This window comes from Streptomyces kryoterrae (assembly GCF_054072135.1).
The window spans coordinates 7,199,533-7,215,373 of sequence record NZ_CM133358.1 but is presented as its reverse complement, the minus strand read 5'-3'; the positions used below and the strand labels follow the sequence as shown (position 1 = coordinate 7,215,373).

General features: G+C 71.6%; 12 protein-coding genes and 1 pseudogene. 7 read left to right on the top strand and 6 right to left on the bottom strand.

Features of this window, described 5'->3' with window-relative positions; all coding sequences use genetic code 11:
* Positions 1 to 57 precede the first annotated feature (57 nt).
* Positions 58 to 2,352, bottom strand: coding sequence for an N-acetylmuramoyl-L-alanine amidase (locus ACW4TU_RS32070; protein ID WP_457418842.1), 2,295 nt, complete (start codon positions 2,350 to 2,352; stop codon positions 58 to 60).
* A gap of 176 nt (positions 2,353 to 2,528) precedes the next feature.
* On the bottom strand, positions 2,529 to 2,987 hold the full coding sequence (locus ACW4TU_RS32065; RefSeq protein ID WP_457430428.1) for an RrF2 family transcriptional regulator: 459 nt from the start codon (positions 2,985 to 2,987) through the stop codon (positions 2,529 to 2,531).
* 92 nt (positions 2,988 to 3,079) lie between these two features.
* Here ACW4TU_RS32065 and ACW4TU_RS32060 point away from each other — a divergent pair, with 92 nt between their 5' ends.
* Positions 3,080 to 6,076, top strand: a complete 2,997-nt coding sequence (locus ACW4TU_RS32060; protein ID WP_457418840.1) for a glycoside hydrolase family 35 protein — start codon at positions 3,080 to 3,082, stop codon at positions 6,074 to 6,076.
* A gap of 12 nt (positions 6,077 to 6,088) precedes the next feature.
* Here ACW4TU_RS32060 and arfA read toward each other — a convergent pair whose 3' ends face one another.
* Positions 6,089 to 7,603 (bottom strand): arabinosylfuranosidase ArfA, encoded by a 1,515-nt coding sequence (gene arfA / locus ACW4TU_RS32055; protein ID WP_457418838.1) that lies wholly within the window; start codon positions 7,601 to 7,603, stop codon positions 6,089 to 6,091.
* Between the two features lie 228 nt (positions 7,604 to 7,831).
* Here arfA and ACW4TU_RS32050 point away from each other — a divergent pair, with 228 nt between their 5' ends.
* Genes ACW4TU_RS32050 through ACW4TU_RS32035 form a run of 4 tightly spaced genes read left to right on the top strand, consistent with a single transcriptional unit; the run spans position 7,832 to position 11,673 of the window.
* Positions 7,832 to 8,434, top strand: a complete 603-nt coding sequence (locus tag ACW4TU_RS32050) for a transcriptional regulator (RefSeq protein ID WP_457418836.1) — start codon at positions 7,832 to 7,834, stop codon at positions 8,432 to 8,434.
* A complete protein-coding gene (locus ACW4TU_RS32045) occupies positions 8,431 to 9,048 on the top strand; it encodes a toxin-antitoxin system, toxin component family protein (protein ID WP_457418834.1) in 618 nt (205 codons plus the stop codon). Before ACW4TU_RS32050 ends, ACW4TU_RS32045 begins: the two co-directional genes overlap by 4 nt.
* The gene (locus tag ACW4TU_RS32040; protein ID WP_457418832.1) at positions 9,045 to 10,283 is read left to right on the top strand and encodes an MAB_1171c family putative transporter; all 1,239 of its coding nucleotides are present in this window, start codon (positions 9,045 to 9,047) and stop codon (positions 10,281 to 10,283) included. Before ACW4TU_RS32045 ends, ACW4TU_RS32040 begins: the two co-directional genes overlap by 4 nt.
* The gene (locus ACW4TU_RS32035) at positions 10,276 to 11,673 is read left to right on the top strand and encodes an FAD-dependent oxidoreductase (RefSeq protein ID WP_457418830.1); all 1,398 of its coding nucleotides are present in this window, start codon (positions 10,276 to 10,278) and stop codon (positions 11,671 to 11,673) included. Before ACW4TU_RS32040 ends, ACW4TU_RS32035 begins: the two co-directional genes overlap by 8 nt.
* A 133-nt stretch (positions 11,674 to 11,806) precedes the next feature.
* Here the strand turns inward: ACW4TU_RS32035 and ACW4TU_RS32030 are convergent, their stop codons facing one another.
* Positions 11,807 to 12,691, bottom strand: a complete 885-nt coding sequence (locus ACW4TU_RS32030; RefSeq protein WP_457418828.1) for an SMP-30/gluconolactonase/LRE family protein — start codon at positions 12,689 to 12,691, stop codon at positions 11,807 to 11,809.
* Positions 12,688 to 13,461, bottom strand: coding sequence for an IclR family transcriptional regulator (locus tag ACW4TU_RS32025; RefSeq protein ID WP_457418826.1), 774 nt, complete (start codon positions 13,459 to 13,461; stop codon positions 12,688 to 12,690). The genes ACW4TU_RS32030 and ACW4TU_RS32025 overlap by 4 nt, the downstream gene beginning before the upstream one ends.
* A 188-nt stretch (positions 13,462 to 13,649) precedes the next feature.
* Between ACW4TU_RS32025 and ACW4TU_RS32020 the strand changes: the two genes are divergently transcribed.
* Complete coding sequence (locus tag ACW4TU_RS32020) at positions 13,650 to 14,258, top strand: hypothetical protein (protein WP_457418824.1); 609 nt, start codon at positions 13,650 to 13,652, stop codon at positions 14,256 to 14,258.
* Between the two features lie 24 nt (positions 14,259 to 14,282).
* Here the strand turns inward: ACW4TU_RS32020 and ACW4TU_RS32015 are convergent, their stop codons facing one another.
* Positions 14,283 to 15,158 carry an ATP-grasp domain-containing protein gene (locus ACW4TU_RS32015; RefSeq protein ID WP_457418822.1) on the bottom strand — a complete coding sequence of 292 codons (876 nt, stop codon included), beginning with the start codon at positions 15,156 to 15,158 and terminating at the stop codon, positions 14,283 to 14,285.
* A 175-nt stretch (positions 15,159 to 15,333) separates the two neighbouring features.
* Between ACW4TU_RS32015 and ACW4TU_RS32010 the strand changes: the two are divergent.
* Positions 15,334 to 15,630 (top strand): annotated as a pseudogene (locus ACW4TU_RS32010) (MerR family transcriptional regulator); the annotation flags it as partial.
* Positions 15,631 to 15,841 lie beyond the last annotated feature (211 nt).

The following is a 15,841-nucleotide window of genomic DNA, read 5'->3' as shown; positions in this document are numbered from 1 at the left end:
CTCAGGCTGTTCACGTTGTTCCCGTTGTTCACGCCGGGAAGGGGAACGGGAGGCGTGCTACTTCAGGTAGACCAGGCCGTCCGTCGTGACCGCCGGGCGGCCGCTCGTGCCGACGACCACGATTTTGACCGTGTGTTTGGCGCTCGCGCTCCAGCTCTTCGTCCAGATCGCGTCGCGGTACTTGGTCGTCGCCGACTTCAGGTCCACCGTGGCGACCTTGACCCCGTCCACGAAGACGTTGACCTGACCGGACGTCGAGGCCCGCGACACCGCGAGGGCGGCCGAGCGGCCGGTGAACGTCCAGGTCAGCGCGGCGTTCTTGGCGGAGCTGGAGTACGACTTGCCGCCCAGGTAGCTGGTCGACGACTTCGTCGTCCAGGTGCCGGTGCGAGTCGCCGAGGTCTCCTGGAGGATCACCGGGGTACCGGCGACCGAGGCCGCCCTGGTGTTGCCCGCCTGGTCGTACGCCGTCATCGACCAGGTCGTGGCCGCGCCGGGCTTGGCGGCCAGGTCGGCGCTGACGATCGTCGGGCCGTACGTCCTGGCGACCGGGGCCGTCAGGCGCACCTCCTTCAGCGCGGCCGAGTCCGTGGCCTTCCACTTCAGGGTGACCGGGACGGCCGTCGTCTCCACCGTGCCGGCGCGCAGGGCGAGGTTCGGCGCGGTGGTGAAGGCGGGCGGGGTCGTCTCGGCGACGACGGTCGCGGCGGCGGTGGTCGTCGCCTGCCCGGAGATGTGGGTGGCCCGTACGGACACGGAGTGCGTGCCGAGCGCCAGGTTCGCCTTCGCCGAGGTCGCCGTACCGTCGGTGGTGGCGGCCACCTTGCCGTCGACCAGCACCTCGTACTTCGTGATCAGAGCGGCCGGGGTGGTCGCCGACCAACTGACCGTCGTGGCCGACTTGGTGTACGTCCGCGTGCCCGAAGTGCCCGCGCCCGTAACCGAATTGAGGCTGAGACCGGTGACCGGGCCCGCCGCATAGCCGCGGATGGTGGCCAGTTGGGCATGGAGCCTGGTGCCCGGGCACTCGGTGGCGTAGCCGTCGCCGTGGCCGTGGATGGTCGGGAAGGAGAGCTGGTCGCCCGTCTTCCACGTCCTCGTGTTGTACTCGCTGGTCCCGGCCGCGCCCGCGGTGAGCGTGGTCGTACCGGCCGGGTCGACGCCGTACTGGCCGAGCTTCCAGGCGGCGAGGCGGGCGACGGAGGTCAGCACGGCCGTCGGCGGATCGACCAGGTTGTAGTTGCCGAGGACCGAGACGCCGGTGGTCTGGCTGTTGAAGCCGTAGGCGTGCGCCCCGAAGACCGGCTTGTCGACCCCGCCCTTACGGCCCTCGAAGATCGTGCCGCACTTGTCGACCAGGAAGTTGTAGCCGATGTCCTTCCAGCCGTTCGATTTGACGTGGTACGTGTAGATGGCGCGGATCATCGCCGGAGACTGGTCGCACGTGTAGTCGTTCGTCTCGGCGGTGTGGTGGACGACCACCGCCTTGATCCCGTTGGTGAGGTAGTCCGGCGCCTCGGGGCTCATCGACTCGTCCGCGCCCCAGCCCGCCCGCGAGGTGATCGGCGGCTTGGGAGCGGTGGACGGCGGGGCCGTGGGGCCGGTGCTCGCCGAGGCGTCCGGCGAGGCAGGAGCCGAGGTCGTCGCCGGCGCGGTCGTCACGGGCGCGCTGCTCGGCTGCTCCGACGTGCCGGGGGAGGCCGAGGCGGACTCGGTCGGGGAGGCGGAGGCAGGGGCGGACGCCGAGTCCGTCTGTGTCGGCGAGGCGGAGTCCGTCTCGTCCGGCGTGATCGTCGCGTCCGGCGACTCGGTGCTCGCAGCCGCCACGTACCCCGCCGGCTCCAGGTCCGAGGCGGAACCGGTGCCAGGGTCGATCATGTCGACGCGCAGTCCCTCGGGCAGGTCGGCTGACGCCTTGCCGTCGACCCGGACCTCCACGCCGTCGGACGCGCCGACCCACGCGGGCTCGGTGCCGGCGCGGGTCGCGCCCTCCTCGCCGGGCCCGCTGTCCGTGCCAAGCTCCAGCCAGGACGACCAGGTGTCGGTGCCGGCCTCGCGGGTGCGGACCTCGACCTTGCCCGCCATGCGGTCCGACGGGTCGGACCAGGTGACGCCGAGCATGCTGAACGGCTTGGTGTCCCGCTTGGCCAGCGTCGCCGAGTCGCCGTCGGCGGCGACCTTCAGCGCCGCCGCGTACTCCTCGCTCGCGATCGGCCCGGAGACCGGCTTGCCGTCGTCGGCCGCGTTGTTCGCGCCCCCGCCGCTCACGCTCTGCACGATCAGAACCCCGGACACACCGGCGGCCACAACGGCCCCGACGCCCCACCCTCGACGCGATCTCAGCAGACTCATCCCCGTACGCACACCCTTCACCTGGACCCCACACATTGCATGCACATGCAGGGGTCAAGGTATCGGGAGAGTGAAGGGCGTCAACGACCAACTCGCAATTTCACCCTTCCAAGTGGTTTAGGAGCGCTCCGATGGAGCAAGATAAAAGATTCTGAAAAACCGGAAATCTGGAGAATTCACGGGTTTTCCCACGCAGCCGGTTCCGCCGCCAGCCCCCGCACCGGCTCCGGCAGCTCCCCCGCCGCCAGATCGGCGAAGGTCACCCCCTCCAGCACCTTGCGGACGTTGGCGCGCAGGGCGACCCACAGCGGCAGCAGCGGTTCGGCGGGGCCGGTGTAGGCGAGGCCGGTCGGCCGTTCGCCGCGCACCGACACGATGGGCCCGTCGACGGCCCGGACGACGTCCGCGACGGTGATCCCGGCGGCGGGACGCGCCAGCCGGTAGCCGCCGTTGCCACCGCGCCGGGAGTCGACGATCCCGCCGCGCCGCAGATCCCCGAGGATGCCCTCCAGGAACTTGTGCGGAATGGCCTGGGCCGCGGCGACGGTCTCCGCCTTCACGGCACCCTCGTCCTGCCGTACGGCGAGCTCCAGCACCGCTCGCACCGCATAGTCCGCCCGCGCCGAGATCCTCATGGGGTCATTGTCGGTCGTCACGGTGTGGACAATGACCGCACCCGCTCATCCGCGATCACTCACGCGGGTCCCGTACGGCCGAGGAGACCACGTTGGTGTTGAGCAGACGAACCTTCACCGCATTCGCGGGCACCGCCGCCCTCGGCCTCTCCCTCAGCGCCAGCGCCGGCATGGGCTCCGGCGGCCCGGGCGGGTCGGCGTACGCGGCCCACACCGCGCCCACCGGCCCGGCCCCCGACCCGCCCTCGGCGGACGGCCGCCGGCACACCGTCGGCTTCGACCGCTACTCCCTCCTCGTCGACGGCCGCCGGCTCGTCCTGTGGTCGGGCGAGACGCACCCCTTCCGCCTGCCGAGCCCGTCCCTGTGGCGGGACGTCCTGCAGAAGATGCGCGCGCACGGCTACAACGCCGTCAGCATCTACGTGGCCTGGAACCACCACTCCCCCGCCCCCGGCCGCTACGACTTCACGGGCGTCCGCGACCTCGACCTCTTTCTGCGCCAGGCCGCCGAGACCGGCCTGTACGTCATCGTCCGCCCGGGCCCGTACATCAACGCCGAGGTCGACGCCGGCGGCTTCCCCGGCTGGCTGACCGCGACAAAGGGCCGCGCCCGCACCTCCGACCCGACCTATCTCGGGTACGTCGACGAGTGGCTGACCGCCGTCAACAGGATCGTGGCCCGCCATCTCCACACCCAGGGCGACGGAACGGTTCTGCTCTACCAGATCGAGAACGAGTACGGCTCGTACGTCACCGAGCCGGCCGGCGTCGACTACATGGCCCACCTGTACGCCAAGGTCCGCGCCGACGGCATCGACGTCCCCCTCTTCCACAACGACCTGGGCCGGAACGGCTACTGGGCCCCCGGCTCCTTCGACACCGGTGGCGAGCGCGGACGTTGGCTGTACGGCTTCGACGGTTATCCGGACCCCGATCAACTCCCACCGGACTGGGGGCACTTCGGCATCGGCGGCGAGAAGGGCGGGTCCACGGCGAGTCCCGAGACCCCCGGATTCATCCCCGAGTTCGGGGGCGGCTGGTTCGATCCGTGGGGCGGGGCCGAGTTCGACGGCGCGGGGTACGCGGGGTCGGCGCGGACCCGGGACGCGGCCTACGAACGGCGCTTCTACCTCACCAACCTCGCCAACGGCATCACCGTCCACAACGTCTACATGACCTTCGGCGGCACCAACTGGGGCTGGCTGCCCGCCCCGCAGGTGTACACGTCGTACGACTACGGCGCCGCCTTCGACGAGGGGCGCCGGGCGACCCCGAAGGTCGTCCCCATGCACCAGTTCGGCCATCTGGTGCGGTCCGTCCCGGAGTTGGCCAAGCTGGACCGGGCCGAGGACATCGCGGCAGGGGGCGTCCCGGCGGATGCCGGGCGGATCAGGGTCTACCACCTCACCAACCCGGACACCCACGCCCACGTGTACGTCCTGCGCAACGACTCCCCGGAGCCGGTCACCTCGACGCTCCCGGTCGCCGGGATCTCACTGCCGGTCACCGTCCCCGCCTCGGACGCCCGACTCCTCGCCGCCGGAATCGCCCTGGGGCGGCGGAAGCTGGCGTACTCCAACGCCCAGCCGATGCTGTGGCTGACCGTCGGGCGCCAGGACGTCGCCGTTCTCACCGGCCGGGCGGGCGAGGCGACGGTGACGGCGGTGGAGTGCGCGAGCGAGCCGACGGTGACCGTGCTCGCGGGGGACGCGGAGTCCTCGTACGCGGACGGGCGGGTGCGCGTGACCGCCCGGCTCGGCGGGCTCACCCGGGTGCTGGTGGAAGGCGGCGGCGTCTCGGCTCCCCTCCTTCTCCTCCTCGCCGACGACGAGACCTCGGTGCGGCTCTGGCCGCGCGAGACTCCGTCGGGGCCGGTGCTGGTCCACGGGCCGCCGCTGCTGCGGACCGCCGAACTGCGGGGCGACTCAGTGCGGTTGACCGGGGACACCGTCGAGGCCGCCGGGCTGGAGGTGTGGGCGCCGGGCGGGATTCGTGAAGTGGTGTGGAACGGGCAGACGTTGAGGACGTCGGCCACCGCCTCCGGAAGCCTGCGGGCCGAGGAGCCGTTGGCGGGGGTCCCGGCGGTCGCGCTGCCCGTGCTGGGCGGCTGGCGGCGCCAGGAGGAGAACCCCGAGTCCGAGCCCGGCTTCGACGACGCCGACTGGACGGTCGCCGACCGGACTTCGACGTTCAGTACGACCGCCGTGCCCGACGGGCAGCCCGTGCTGTTCGCCGACGACTACAACTTCCACTACGGGGACGTCTGGTACCGGGGCTCCTTCACCGACGCCACGGGTACGGAGTCCGTGTCCCTCTCCTACAGCACCGGGACGCAGGGGCTGCTGATGGCGTGGCTGGACGGTGAGCCGCTGGGCACGCACCGGATGCCGGTGCCCGACAAGAAGACCGTGCGGAAGGGGAGTTGGGCGGCCACGGCGGCCTTCGGCGTGCCGGAGAAGGTGCGGACGGCCGGCGCACATGTGCTGTCCGTGCTGGTGCGGCGGATGCAGCACGACATGGACGGGAAGGCGCGGGACACGCACAAGGTCGCGCGCGGCCTGACTGCGGTGACCTTCACGGGTGCCACTCCTGCGGTGGGCTGGCGGTTGCAGGGTGCGGCGGCGGCCGATCCGGTGCGCGGACCGCTCAACACCGGTGGGCTGTACGGGGAACGGTCGGGCTGGCATCTGCCGGGGTACGCGGACGACGGCTGGCCCCCGGTCGGCCTTCCGCGTACCGAGCGGCGGCGGCAGGGGGTGACCTGGTACCGGACCGGGTTCCGGCTCACCGTCGATCCGGGCGTCGACGCGTCGATCGCACTGGTGCTGGAGGACGATCCGGCACGTGCCTACCGCGTCCAGATCTTCCTGAACGGCTGGAACATGGGCCAGTACGTCAACGACGTGGGCCCCCAGCACACCTTCGTCCTCCCGAACGGCATCCTGCGCACCCGGGGCGCCAACACCCTTGCCCTGGCCGTGCTTTCGGACGGGACGACGGAGTCGGGGCCGGGGCAGGTACGGCTGACGCTGCTGGGGAGCGCGGCCGGGGGAGTTCCGGTGACGGTCGTTCCCTCCCCCGGCCGGTAGCCGGAGACCTGGCTACGCCAGCCTGATCACGTTCCACGACAGCGGCTCCAGGACGGCGGTCAGCCTGCCGTCCTGGAGGGTGGTGCCGGTGGCCTGGTGCGGGGCGACGCGCTCCGGGTCGTCCAGGGTGTTGGCGGCGTCCGGGTCGGCGTCGGCGATCACACTGTGCTCGACGACCGACGTCAACTCCAGGCCGTTCAGGACGACTTCGAGAGGCAGCGGCTGCGTACGGTCGCGGTTCACGGCGAAGACGGTGACCGTGCCGTCGTCGGCGCGTACGGCGGTGGCGTGCAGCAGGTCCGTCTCGCCGTACTTCTTCGTCTCGTACGTCGGCGAGTCCACCCGTACGTCGAGGACCTCGCCGCGCCCGTACCTGCTGGCTTGCGCGAACGGGAAGAACGTCGTCTGGCGCCAGGCCGGGCCGCCCGGCTCGGTCATGATCGGCGCGATGACGTTGACGAGCTGGGCGAGGCAGGCGACGGTGACGCGGTCCGCGTGCCGGAGCAGGGCGATGAGGAGCGAGCCGAAGACGACGGCGTCGGTGACGGAGTAGACGTCCTCCAGCAGCCGGGGGGCCTCGGCCCAGTCCCGTGCGCCGGAGTTCTCGATCGCGTGCCACTCCGACATGTACCAGACGTTCCACTCGTCGAAGGAGAGGTTGATCTTCTTCTTCGACTTGAGGCGGGCGCCGACGTGGTCGCAGGTCGCGACTACGTTGTCAATGAACGACTCCATGTCCACGGCGGAGGCCAGGAAGGAGTCGATGTCGCCGTCCTCGGGCTGGTAGTAGGCGTGCAGGGAGATGTAGTCGACCAGGTCGTACGTCTCCTGGAGGACCGTCGACTCCCACTCGGCGAACGTCTCCATGCCCTGGCTGGAGGAGCCGCAGGCGACCAGTTCGAGGTCCGGTTCGATCTGGCGCATCGCGCGGGCTGTCTCGGCGGCGAGGCGGCCGTACTCCTCGGCGGTCTTGTGGCCGGTCTGCCAGGGTCCGTCCATCTCGTTGCCGAGGCACCACATCTTGATGCCGAACGGGTCCTTGTCGCCGTGCGTGACGCGCAGGTCCGAACGAGCGGTGCCGGAGGGGTGGTTGGCGTACTCCTGGAGTTCGAGGGCCTCGGCGACCCCGCGCGTGCCGAGGTTGACGGCCAGCACCGGCTCGGCCTGCGGGCCGATCTTCCGGAGGAAGTCGATGTACTCGGAGAGCCCGAAGCGGTTGGACTCCGTGGAGCGCCAGGCGAGGTCGAGGCGGCGGGGGCGTTCGTCGGCCGGGCCGACCGAGTCCTCCCAGTTGAAGCCGGAGACGAAGTTGCCACCGGGGTAGCGGACGGCGGTGACGCCGAGTTCGCGGACAAGTTCCAGCACGTCCGTGCGCAGGCCCGCTTCGTCGGCGGAGGGGTGGCCCGGCTCGAAGACGCCGGTGTAGACGCAGCGGCCGAGGTGTTCGACGAAGGATCCGAAGAGACGGGGACTGACCTCGCCGACGGTGAAGGCGGGATCGATCGTGAAGCGGGCGGTGCGGGACATGGGTTCCTCTCCGACATTCGGCGTGCGGTGCGCGGGTGCGGTGTGCGGCAAATCAGCGTTCCGTATATCGGCGTTCGGTATATCGGTGTCCGCTCGTAACTTCGAACAGGACCGTAATTTTGGAGTGTCCGCACGTCAATGGCGCGCGGGTCCAACGATCGTTCCGTGGTCTCCAACGATCGTTGGATTCTCCTGGTGCGCGAGGGTCCGGACGCGTAGGGTCGGCCCGTGAGTGAGCCCCTCTCGAAGACCCTCGCCCTCCTCGAAGAGCGCATCGCCGAGGCCCGTCTCGATCGCGCCGAAGTCCTCGACATTCCAGGCCTGTCGGCCCGTACCGCCCTCACCGAGGGTGAGATCCGGGCCCTGCTGACCGAGGGCGCACGGCCTCCGGCCGACGACATCGAGAGCCGTATCCGGCGCCGGGTGCGCACGCTCCACGAGACGCGGCTCGCGGCGAGCGGCAGGAAGCGCGGCGAGGTCTGCAAGGAGATCGCGGACGCCCTGTCGATCAGCCCCGAGTGGGCCCGTCAGCTGCTCCTGGGCAAGAAGATGCCGAACGTTCCCGACCTCACCGCGCTCGCCGCGTTCTTCGGGGTCGAGCAGGGCACCGGCTTCTTCACCGACCCCGCGCCCATCGCCTTGAACCGTGAACTCCGCCGGCTGCTGGAGGATCTCGGCGGCGCCGAGGAGGGCCCGCTGGTCCGGTTCGCGACCCGGCACGGGGTCGTCACGCTGGCCCTGCGCGGCCGGCGGCTGACCCCGCGCAAGCAGGAGGCCCTCGCGGTGATGCTCGAAGGGCTGCTGAGCGGCGGCGAGGAGACGGACCGATGACGCCGAGGGGGGTGACGAGGCGCGTCCTGGCGGCGCTGCTGCCCGCCCGGGCCGCACACCGCTTCCGGACCCGGGCCGCGATGCGCGAGCTGACCGGAGCGCTCGACGCGGCACTGCGGGAGCACGCCAACAGCCCGTCCGACGGACGGGAGTTGTGCCGGGCGTTGTGCGAGGAGATGAGTGAGCGGCGCGGGCGGCGCGTCGACCTTCGTTTCGAGCGCTTCCCCGACGAGATCGAAGTCACCGGTCTGTGGGTGGAGTTCCACGACTTCGACCTCGTCATCGTCGAGGAGCGGGCCGAGGCGGTCCAGCAACTCGTGATCCTGGGCCACGAGTTGTGGCATCTGCACGCCGGGCACTGTCACCACCACAGCGCCGGCGCGACCGCCGCCCGGGTACTGGCCGACGAGCAGTCCTGGCAGGGCGGAGCGCTGGCCGTCGCCGCCCGCAACGGCTCCCGGGCGGCCGACGAGGCCGACGCCGAGGAGTTCGGCCACCGCCTCGCCACCGTCTTCCGGCCGTGGGTGGAGGACCGTACGGCGAGCACGGGCAGCAGCGGTGTGCAGGCCTCCCTGGGGTATCGCGGCCGGGGAAGCGGAAACGCCCGGCGATGAACCCCTCCGGCTTCCCCGGTGAGCCGTACTCCGTCCTCGTGTTCGGGATACCGGTCGCGTTCCTGGCCGCCGCCCTGGTGTTCAAGCTGCCCAGCATCGTCAGGCTGTGGCGGGACCCGCTGCGGCGCGCGGTCGGCGGGCTGCTGCTGCTCGCCTGCGGCATCTTCGTCCTCGCGGCGCCACCGGCCGTCGCCTGGACCAACCGGGTCACCGGCGTGCCCAACATCGCGGCGCCCCTGGTGTACAGCTTCCTCGTCGCGTTCTGCGGCGCGAGCCTGCTCCTGATGATCGCGTGGCGCGGCGGCCTCACCGGCCACTCGCCGGGATCGGCCAGGGCGCGGCGCGCGATGCGGTGGGTCGCCGCCGGGCACGCGGGGGTGATCGTCGCGCTGTGGGCGTTGTTCGCGCTCGCGGACGTACCCGTGGAACGCCGGCGGGACCTGGACACGTACTACGCCGGTACGCCCTTCATGCGCGAGCTGATCGTGCTCTACCTGCTCGCGCACACCACGTCCTGTGTGCTGACGTTCCGGCTGATCCGGGACTGGATCCACACCGTCGCACTCGACGTGTGGCTGCGCCTGGGTCTGCGGTCGCTGGCCGTCGGTTATGCCGCCAACCTGGTGTTCGACGCGGCGAAGGGCACGGCCGTCGTCGCCCGGTGGACGGGCGGCGACCTGGATCCGCTCTCCACGGAACTCGCCCCCCTCGCCGCGTGCGTCGGGGCCGTTCTGATCGCGACGGGGTTCGTGCTGCCGCACGCCGGCCAGTATCTGCGCGACCGCTGGCGGATCCGGCGCGGCCTGCTCCGGCTCGGCCCGCTGTACGACCTGCTGCGTACCGCCACCGGCAGAGGCGTCCCCTTCTCGCTGCGGGCCACCCCGGAGCTGCGGCTGACCCGCCGTGAGACGTTCATCCGCGACGCCCTGCTGCAACTCGCCCGCCACTTCGACGAGGAGCTGCGGCGACGGGCGTACGAGGCCGCCGTGGACCTGGGACACGGGCCGGGGCGGGCGGGGGCGCTGGCGGCGGCGGTGACGATCCGGGACGCGATCGAGGCGCGTGCCCTGTCCCGTACCCCTTCACCCCAGGTCACCGGCCGCGCAACGCGTTTACTCACGGACCTGCTCCGGGACATCGAATCCGTGTCCCAGGTCCTGAGTCACCCCGATGAGATCGAGGCGGTGCGCGCCCTCGCGACCGCCACAGTAGAGAGCCTGCACGTATATGAGTGATCAGTCGTCTCCCGTCAGATCAGCCGTGGTCCTCGGCGGGTCGCTCGCCGGGCTGCTCGCGGCCCGCGCCCTGGTCGGGTTCGCCGACCGCGTGACCGTCGTGGAGCGTGACGTCCTGCCGGACGGACCTGAGCCGCGCAGGAACCTGCCGCAGGCCCGGCACGCGCACCTGCTGTGGTCCGGCGGTGCCCGGGCCGTCGAGGAACTGGTGCCGGGGGTGGGCGAGTTGCTGCTCGACGCCGGTGCGCACCGGTTGGCGGTCACCACGGACATGGTCGCGCTGGCGCCGCAGGGCTGGTTCCGGCGGTGGGAGGAGTCGCACCACGTCCTCCTGTGCGGCAGGGACCTGCTGGACGCGACGGTCCGGGCCCAGATCCTGGACGACGACCGGATCAAACTGGTCGAGCACGCCGAGGTGCTGGGCCTGGAGGGCACGGACGAGGCCGTCACCGGCGTGCGGTTGCGCGGCGCCGACGGCAGCCGGCGCACACTCCACGCCGACCTGGTCGTGGACGCCACCGGCCGCGCCTCGCGTACCCCGCACTGGCTGCGCGAGTTGGGACTGCCCGAGCCGCCCCGCCGCGTCGTCGACTCCGGGCTCGCGTACGCCAGCCGGATGTACCGGGCGCCCGAACCGGCCCGGCACGGCTACCCGGTGGTCAACGTGCTGGCAGACCCGAGGGCGGGCGGTCCGGGCCGGGCGGGTGTCCTCATGCCGATCGAGGACGGCTGCTGGCTGGTCTCCCTGTCCGGCACCCGGGGCAGCGAACCCCCCACGGACGGCTCGGAGTTCACGCGTTTCGCCCGCGAGGAGCTGCGCCACCCGGTGATCGCCGACCTGCTCGCGGGAGCGGAGGCGCTGACGGACGTCTCCGTCACCCGGACGACGTCGAACCGCCGGCACTACTACGAGCGGATGCGCGACTGGCCGGAGAACTTCACGGTGATCGGCGACGCGCTGGCCGCGTACAACCCGGTCTACGGCCACGGAATGTCGGTGGCGGCCCAAAGTGCCCTGGCCCTGAGGGATGTGATCCGCCGTCAGGGCTGGGGCACGCCCGGTCTGTCGCGCCGTGTCCAGAAGGCGGTGGCCCGTCCGGTCGCGGCGGCCTGGGACCTGGCGACGGGCCAGGACATCTTCTACGCCGGCGCCACGGAGCAGGGCCCCACCCTGCGGGACCGCCTGCTGGCGGCCTACGTGGGACGCCTCATGTACACGGCGACGGGCAACGGCCGGATCGCGCGCCGGGTGACGGACGTGACGTCCCTGGAACGCGGAGCGGAGGTGCTGCTGGCGCCGAGTGTCCTGCTGGCGGCGGCGATCGGCCCGCTCAGGCCACCGCTGAGCGGGCCGCCGCTGCGGCCGGAGGAGTGGAAGGCGGCGGAGTGAGAGTGGCGCCGGCCCCGAGGTGAGAGCGGCCGGGCCGGCGACGGAATTCCCGTTGCCCGCCCGGCCGTTGACGCATCCGTCTTACGGTCGCCGTCCAGTCGTGAGTCGTGCCCCGTCGTGTCCGGTCGTGCCGTCAGCCCGCGAACGGCGGTTGAGCGACCCCCTTGCCCGCTCCCGGTACGACCAGGAGCGAGCCCGACATCGGGTGGGGGGCGGTCAGGCCGACGCGGGCCGTGGTGATGTACAGGTCCGTGAGGTCCGGGCCGCCGAAGGCGCAGGCCGTGGGGCGGACCGTGGGGAGGGTGATCGTACGGTCGAGGGCGCCGGCCGGGGTGTAGCGGCGGACCGCTCCGCCGCCCCACAGGGCCACCCAGACACAGCCGTCCGCGTCGACCGTCAGGCCGTCGGGGAAACCCGCGCCCTCCTCGATCAGCGCCAGTTGGCGGCGGTTGGTGACGCTCCGCCCGTCGGCCGACACGTCGAAGACGTCGACGCGGCGGGTCGGGGTGTCGATGTAGTACATCAGGCGGCCGTCCGGGCTCCAGCCCGTGCCGTTGCTCACCGCCACGTCGTCCAGGACGGTCGTGGCCTCGCCGTCGCCCGTCAGCCGGAACAGTGTGCCGCCGCCCGGCGCCTCGTCGTAGCGCATCGTGCCGGCCCACAGGGAGCCGTCGGCGGCCACCGCCGCGTCGTTCGCGCGGCGGCCGGGGGTCGGGTCGTGGTGCAGCCAGCGGAAGCCGCCGACGGGGTCGGCGCCCTCGCCGTCGCCGTCGTACAGGGCGACTCCGTCGCGCAGGTTCAGGACCAGGCCGCCGCCCGCGCGCGGCTTGGCGGCGCCCACGTGCTGTTCCGTCACCATGACCGTACGGCGGCCGGTCGACGGGTCGTAGGTGTTGACCCGGCAGCCGAGGATGTCGATCCAGATCAGCCGGGACCTCGCCGCGTCCCAGGTCGGGCCCTCGCCGAGGGTCGCCTGCGCCTGGACCGCGACTTCGAGGGCGGGCTCGTACGTCGTCATGCCACGCTCCGGTGACCGAGGCGCTCGGAGAGTTCGGCGGCGCCCTTGACGGCGAGCTGCTCCAGCTCCGAACGGTGGTCCTCGCTCCAGCGGATCATGGGGACGGAGATCGACAGCGCGGCGACCACCCGGCCCGTGCGGTCGTACACCGGCGCCGCCACACAGCTGACGTCCGGGTTCGACTCGCGGTTCTCGACGGCGACGCCCCGGCGGCGGATCTCCGCGAGGGCTTCGCGCAGGGCCGCCGGGTCGGTGATGCTGTTCGGCGTCATCGCGGCCAGCGGAACGTTGTCGGGGACCCGCGCGGAGAGCTCGTGGTCGGGCAGCGAGGCCAGCAGCATCTTGCCCACGGACGTGCAGTGGGCGGGCAGGCGGCGGCCGGCCGCCGACACCATCCGTACCGCGTGGGTGGAGTCCATCTTCGCGATGTAGATGACGTCCGTGCCTTCGAGGATCGCGACGTGCACCGTCTCGTCACACGACTCGGCGACGGAACGGGCCACCTGCAGGCCCTCCGCGGCCAGGTCCAGCTGCTCGGCGTAACGGCTGCCGAGCTGGTAGGGGCGCACGCCCAGGCGGTAGCGTCCCGGCTGGCCGGGGACCTGCACGATGTACGAACGGGCGGCGAGGGTCGTCACCAGTTCGTGCACGGTGGTGCGCGGCAGCTGGAGCCGGCGCACTATGTCCGGGGCGGAGAGTGTGCCGTCTCCGTCCAGGAAGAGCTCAAGAATGTCGAGAGCCCGGGTCACGGCAGGTACGAGGCGTCCCATGACGGCCCCCTCTCTTGTGTCCAGGGTGTTGTCGGTCTCGACGCTTTTCGACGACGTTCGAGATTTCAACAGACGATCGGCATGACGAACAGAGGACAGGCTAGCCACAAGGACTCGGGCGGGCAATGGGCGTGCGATGGCTTCGTTGCGGTCCGTGACTGTCCACGTCTCTCGGCCGGTACGAGACGATGGTCCGTATGTTCACGGTGAGCGAGTTCCAGCTGGTGCTGCTGCGCCGCATGGCCGACCACAACCCGGACCTGGTGGAGGACGCCCGGCACCAGCTGGGCGTGTCGATCGCGGACATGCGCGAGGCCAACAAACGCTGGCAGGCGATGCTCCGCTCCCCGCGCGCCCGCGCCGCCGCCTCCCTCCCCCACTCTCGGCTTCGCTCGAGCGGGGGGACCCCCATCCGCTCGGTCCTCGGCCCCCCGGAGTCGGTGACACCCCGCAGGATCGGCGACCTGGAGTGCGAGGCCTGGCTGTGGCCGGTCCCCCTCTGGCCCGACCTGCGCTTCGAGGTGCTCGTGGCCCCGAACGGCGTCGCCTGGAACGAGTGGCTGGTACGGGCCCCGGGCGCCCCCGCGCCCGCACTCCGCACGCCGGACGACCTGCGCCCCTGGTCCTGCACGGTCGACGAGGTCGCCCACGCCTTCGCCCCCGCGCGCCCCCTGGAGGGGACGGCCCCCACACGCTGGGGCCTGGCGTTCACGGCGCCGGACGGGACGGGGGTACGGCGGAAGTGGGTGGCGGAGTTCACGTGGGGGCTGTTGCAGCGGACGGCGGTCAAGGACTGACAGGTCCGAGGGCAGGGACAGTCCCTAACGGCCGACGGCGGCCCGCAGGATGGCCTGCACGACCACCGGTACCGAGTCCGGATGCAGGTCGAGGAACAGGTTCGGCTCGATCAACTCCACTTCCATGACCCGGGGTTCACCATCGTCACCGAGGACGAGGTCGACACGGGCGTACAGAAGAGCGGAGTTGTCCGGCACGGCGGCCAACGCCCTTTCGGCGACGGCGAGTTCGGCAGAGGTCGGGGACCAGACCTCAAGGTCGGGATGGGCGACCTTCTCGTCGTCGTACGCCGTACCCGGAGCCAGCACGGCCCCCTTGCGGCTGGCGTGCAGGAAACGCCCGCCGAAGAACTGCAGGGCGCGCTCCCCCGTGACGTCGATGCTCCCGACGTACGGCTGCACCATCGCGGTGAACCCCTCGGCGTGCATCCGCGCGAGATGCCGTACGGCCGTCTCCCGGTCCTCGGGCGTGTAGCGGGCGGCGTAACGGGCGCCGGCGCCGGAGGTGGGCTTGACGACGTACTCGCGGTCGTCGGGAAGGTCGGGGGCGTCGCCCGGGCCCAGGTAGTGGGTGGGGACCGTGGGGACACCGGCCGCGGTCAGCTCGCCGAGGTACCGCTTGTCCATGTTCCAGCGCAGGACGCCGACCGGATTCGCGACCCGCGTGAGCTTCCCGCACCGCTCCAGCCAGCCCGCGAACTCCTCCGCGCGCCAGGTGTAGTCCCAGGTGGACCGGACCACGGCGAGATCGAAGGAGGCCCAGTCGATGTCGGGGTCGTCCCAGTGGACGGCGGTCGCGTCGGCCCCGGCTGCCACCAACTCCCTTACCAGGAGCGGGAAATCGCGGTCCTTGCTGGTCTCCGGCCGGGGGTCGTAGGTGACGATCGCGATGCGGACCACGGGGACTCCCTCGATGTAAGGCGCGTACTGCTGGTTCACCACTGATAGCGATACCGGGTGAAGGTTAACAAGCTCTTGACCTTCCCCTTCGGTGAAGCCGCAGCATCGGTGGCGGCACGAGGAACCCGGCGGGAAACCGGGATCGGAAACCAGGATCCAGGAAACGGGGTGCTCCATGACGAAGCCGGAGAGGGAGAGGGAGAGGCTGACCATCGGGGCGTTCGCCAGGGCATGCCGGCTGTCGCCGAAGGCGCTGCGGCTCTACGACGAACTGGACCTGCTCCGCCCCGCCCGCGTCGACCCCGACAGCGGACACCGCTACTACGCGGTCGAGCAGCTGGAGCAGGGCCGCCTGGTGGCCTGGCCGCGCCGGCTGGGGCTGCCGTTGGCCCATATCCGGCAGGTCAGGGCCATGGAGCCACCGGCCGCCGCCCGGGAGATCCGCGCCTTCTGGGCACGGAGCGAGGCGGACGGCTTCGAGACGGCGGGCCTCGTCCTGACGTGGGCGTCGACGGCACTCGCCGACTGGACGGTCCACCGCTCCCGCACGGCCGGTCCCGCCGACGCGATGTCCGACCCGCAGGGCGAACCCGTTCCCGGCCCCATATCCCCAGTCCCCCGCGCGTCAGCGCCGCGTCAGTCCGGTGTCATCGGGCGCCGCCAGCCTGGAACCTCCTCACGGA